The 3920-nt window shown below is 59.2% G+C and carries 5 protein-coding genes; 2 read left to right on the plus strand and 3 right to left on the minus strand.

Features of this window, described 5'->3' with window-relative positions:
• Window positions 1–38: 38 nt before the first annotated feature.
• Genes AAAB16_RS12420 through AAAB16_RS12430 form a run of 3 tightly spaced genes read right to left on the minus strand, consistent with a single transcriptional unit; the run spans window position 39 to window position 2784 of the window.
• Window positions 39–248, minus strand: coding sequence for a DUF1656 domain-containing protein (locus AAAB16_RS12420; RefSeq protein ID WP_340663593.1), 210 nt, complete (start codon window positions 246–248; stop codon window positions 39–41).
• Window positions 245–2335, minus strand: coding sequence for an FUSC family protein (locus AAAB16_RS12425; RefSeq protein WP_340663594.1), 2091 nt, complete (start codon window positions 2333–2335; stop codon window positions 245–247). Before AAAB16_RS12425 ends, AAAB16_RS12420 begins: the two co-directional genes overlap by 4 nt.
• Window positions 2332–2784 (minus strand): MarR family transcriptional regulator, encoded by a 453-nt coding sequence (locus AAAB16_RS12430; protein WP_340663595.1) that lies wholly within the window; start codon window positions 2782–2784, stop codon window positions 2332–2334. Before AAAB16_RS12430 ends, AAAB16_RS12425 begins: the two co-directional genes overlap by 4 nt.
• A gap of 330 nt (window positions 2785–3114) precedes the next feature.
• Between AAAB16_RS12430 and AAAB16_RS12435 the strand changes: the two genes are divergently transcribed.
• Together AAAB16_RS12435 and AAAB16_RS12440 are read left to right on the plus strand one after the other, a co-directional pair.
• Window positions 3115–3327, plus strand: a complete 213-nt coding sequence (locus AAAB16_RS12435; RefSeq protein ID WP_110616492.1) for a cold-shock protein — start codon at window positions 3115–3117, stop codon at window positions 3325–3327.
• 153 nt (window positions 3328–3480) lie between these two features.
• On the plus strand, window positions 3481–3920 hold a 440-nt coding region (locus AAAB16_RS12440), incomplete at its 3' end, for an RDD family protein (protein WP_340663596.1).

The following is a 3920-nucleotide window of genomic DNA, read 5'->3' on the forward strand; positions in this document are numbered from 1 at the left end:
CGTCAGGACCACGCGGCCCAAGGTCAACATAGGTTTTTTCATAGCATCAGGCTTCGGCAAATAGTATCCACCGCACCGAGTAGCGCGGCGTAAAGACAGACGTTAAACAGCGCCCGGTGCCAGACCAGGCGATAGAAGTGCAGGCGGTTAAGCACGCCGTGCACCGCCAGGTACAACAGATAGGTGAACGCCATCATCACCAGCAGCGTGGGCAGAAATACCCCGCTGATATCCAGGTCACCAATCACAGCGCGGCTCCATCAATTCCATAAGGCATGTGCTCCGGCCCATCGCCCGCCTCAACCAGCACTTCCACGCCTGGCAACAGCGCCAGGCGCAAACCGCTCAAGGCATGCAAGCTGTGCAGCCGCGCCTGTTCGGCGTCAACGCAAACGGTGATATTCAGCGAGCGTCGCGCGCGGTCCATCGTCATCAGCAGCGCCTTGGGCGCAGGTAAGCGTTCACCGGCTTTAAGGCAGGCGCGAAAGTAAGCGCCAACATCGCTGACGACTTGGCGCAGTTGCCCTTGCGGCACGGCCGGCAGGCGCGGCAAGTAGGCGAGCAGATCCAGCAGGTTCAGCGCCACACGCAAATCGCGCAGCGCGGCGCCGGTGTCTTGGCCGGTTTGGGTCAGGCGCGGCAGGTGCTGCATCAGGCGGTCGAGCATGCGCACACCCATGCGCCGATGTGCGGCGAGGTTGGCAGGTTCAGTGAGGGCAACGATGTCGCGCCAGCTAAACCGGGTCAGGCGTTTGGCCGCCACTTCCACGCCAAAGGGGCGCACCACCAGGGTCCAGACAAAGGCGAACAGCAAACCGATGGGCCCAGCCAGGTTGCTGTTGATAAAGGTCATAAAGTTCGAATCGTAGGCGCCCTGAATGCTGATAAAGGACGAGGTGTTGACGATGGTCAGCAGCATGCCCAGGTAGAAACGCGGCTGTACCGTGAGGGTGCCGACGCAGATAAAGGGGATGGCAAAGGCCAGCACCAGCATGGCGAAATCGTGCAGGTTGGGCAGGATTAAAAACAGATACAGGCTGGCGAACAGCACCGACATCGCGGTCCAGAAAAAGAACCGGTAAATCTGCGGCGCCGGGTCGTCCATGGCAGCAAAAAAGCTGCAGGCCACAGCGGCAAGAATTACCGCGCTGCCGCCATCGGTCCAGCTCAGACCGATCCACAACATTGAGGCGACGATGATCGCGGTAATGGTGGAAAACACCGAATAGAGCATCAACCCGCGGTCGAAAAACGGCGTCAGACGGCCCAGGCGCCAGTGCCGATAAACCGCGCGCCATGGCTGCTGGTCATCTAACAAAATCGCGTGTTGCAGGCTGCGGCAGTCTTGCCAGAGGTCGATCCACTCGCCGAGGCGATAGAGGGCATTGGAGAGCAGCAATTGGCGGCGTTCATCCAATGCTTCGGCGCCCGGTTGCAGCGCTTCGAGCTGGTCACGCAGGGCTTGCCAGCGTTCGGGTGATGCATCGGTGGCAGTCATTTGTAGCCAATACTGCGTGTCTTCCAGCAGCGGTTCGAGGTGGGCGACCAACTCGGGCTCGCGGCGCTGCAGAGCGATCAGCGCGTCGTCCAGCGCATCGATTACCGGCAGCAGGTGAATCATGCGGCCGCGCAGTTCCTTGCTGTTGCGCACCGTTTGCGGCCGCGCGCCCTCGTGGGGCAACTGGCCGATCATCAACTCCAGGGAGTTAAAGCTGGCGACCATCGCCGATCGCAGGGCGCCCACTTCGGCGGCCTGTTGGCCGCGACTTAAGAAGTGCTGGCTGTAGCGGGTGGCGTCGGCGAACCAGGCGTTGGCCGCATCCATAACCACCGGCGCCAAGCGACGTGGCCAGAACACTGCCCCCACCACCGCCGCGCAGACAATACCGAGGAAGATTTCCTGGGTGCGCGACGAGGCAATCTCAAACACCGCCGTAGGGTTATCCACAACCGGCAGGGCAATCAGCGGCAAAGTGTAGCCGGACAGCATCAACGCATAACTATTGGCCGTGCGCAGGTGCAGCGAGAGAAACAAGAGCGTGCCGGTCCATAGCGCAACCACCACCGCCAACAGCATGGGTGTTTGCACAAACATCGGCACAAACAGCACCGCTGCCGCTGCGCCAACAAATGTTCCGACTGCGCGGTACAAGGCTTTGGAACTGGTGGGCCCAACAAAGGGGCTGGAGACGATATACACCGTGGCCATCGCCCAGTACGGACGCGGCATCTGCATGATCATGGCGATATACAGCGCCAGCATCGACGCGCCAAAGGTGCGCACGCCATAAAACCAATCGCGTGCCGGTGGCATGCCGGAGAAAAAACCGCTCAAGACTGCTCACCGCTGCCGTGCCGGCCAGCCTCTTCAAAGGCACGCACGACGCGCAGCGCGGCTTCGAGATCAGCAGGGGAAATGTTTTGCAGCACGTCGCGGCGCAAGCGCACCAACTCGCTTTCAATCGACTCGGCCAGCTCGCGGCCACGGGGCGTCAGACTAAGCGCTTTGGCGCGGCGGTCGTCGGGATCTTCGCAGCGGCAAACAAAACCGGCGCGGCATAACTGGTCAAGCAAGCGCACCAGTGATGGGCTTTCCAACCCAGCCGCCTGGGCCACGGCCACCTGCCGCACACCGTCGCCCAGGCGCACGATCATCAGCAACGGTACCGCGCAGGCTTCGGAAATGCCGTAGTTGGCCAGCGTTGATTGGCAAATGCGCCGCCAATGGCGTGCCGCAGTCACCATGCCACTGCTGATGTTGAGTTGGAGGGCGTCGAGAGTCATCGAGGGAAATACGAGAATTTAATTAGTTAGCAAGCTAATTGTATTCTTCGAAATTTCCACTCGTCAATTACTGCACGCACGCTTTGCAGTTTTATTTCTAGGAGGTTTTTGCCGCTATTCCAGCAGGTTTTGTCGCTATAGCAAAAAGCCCTGAAAGCGGCGTATTCCGGCGCCTACAGGGCTATTTCAAGGGGTTGTTTTTGGCCGCGAATTTAGCGTATCTTTTCGCCCACTGCGTGCGTAGACGGTGCTGTTAAACACCCTCGCCCAGTTCAGCCCTCGGGAGAGAACCGAGGCTGTCACTAACTCAAGCTCCAAGGAAATAAAGATATGTCGAATCGTCAGAACGGTACCGTCAAGTGGTTTAACGACGAGAAAGGTTTTGGTTTTATCACTCCAGAAAGCGGTCCGGATCTGTTCGTGCACTTCCGCGCAATCGAAGGCGACGGCTTCAAGAGCCTGAAAGAAGGCCAGAAAGTCAGCTTCGTTTCGGTACAAGGTCAGAAAGGCCTGCAAGCGGATCAAGTTCAAGTTGTGAACTAAGAATTCCGTTCTAGCAAAAGCCTTCGCTGGTGACAGCGGGGGCTTTTTTGTGCGCGTTGTCCCGGCGCTGCCTGCTTCAAATCCGCGCAGGTTTTTTCAACGCCGCCCTTTTGCAGTAAAGTGCCTCGCGCTTTCAGCCTCCGCGAGTCTCGCATGTCCAAACGTCTTCTCAAGCCCCAGGGCGATTTCACTATCGCCGGCCTGCCCCGTCGCCTGGCGGCCATGTTTTATGACTTCCTGCTGTGTGTGGCCATTTTGATGGTCATGACCCTGGCCTATCAGCAGATCGCGCTGCGCCTGATCTTTGGTGGCGAGCGCCTGCGCGAAATGGCCGATAGCGGCGCTTTAAATGGCGACCCAGTGCTGTCCACCCTGCTGTTTTTTAGCCTGTTCGCGTTTTTTGCCAAGTTCTGGACCCACTCCGGGCAAACCCTGGGCATGCAGGTGTGGGGCGTGCGTGTGCAAAATGCCGACGGCAGCGCCATCAGTCTGTGGCAGGCGCTGCTGCGCTTTATGGTGTCGATTGCGTCGTGGCTATGCCTGGGCTTGGGGTTTTTCTGGATGCTCTGGGACAAACAAAAGCGCAGTTGGCA

It is taken from the genome of Pseudomonas sp. (genome assembly GCF_037994325.1).
In the GTDB taxonomy this organism is placed as follows: Bacteria; Pseudomonadota; Gammaproteobacteria; order Pseudomonadales; family Pseudomonadaceae; genus Aquipseudomonas.

What these genes read in the sequence shown, in the direction of transcription:
- AAAB16_RS12430 (WP_340663595.1), bottom strand. Translation starts at nt 2,784, where the DNA reads ATGACTCTCGACGCCCTCCAACTCAACATCAGCAGTGGCATGGTGACT.
- AAAB16_RS12435 (WP_110616492.1), top strand. Translation starts at nt 3,115, where the DNA reads ATGTCGAATCGTCAGAACGGTACCGTCAAGTGGTTTAACGACGAGAAA.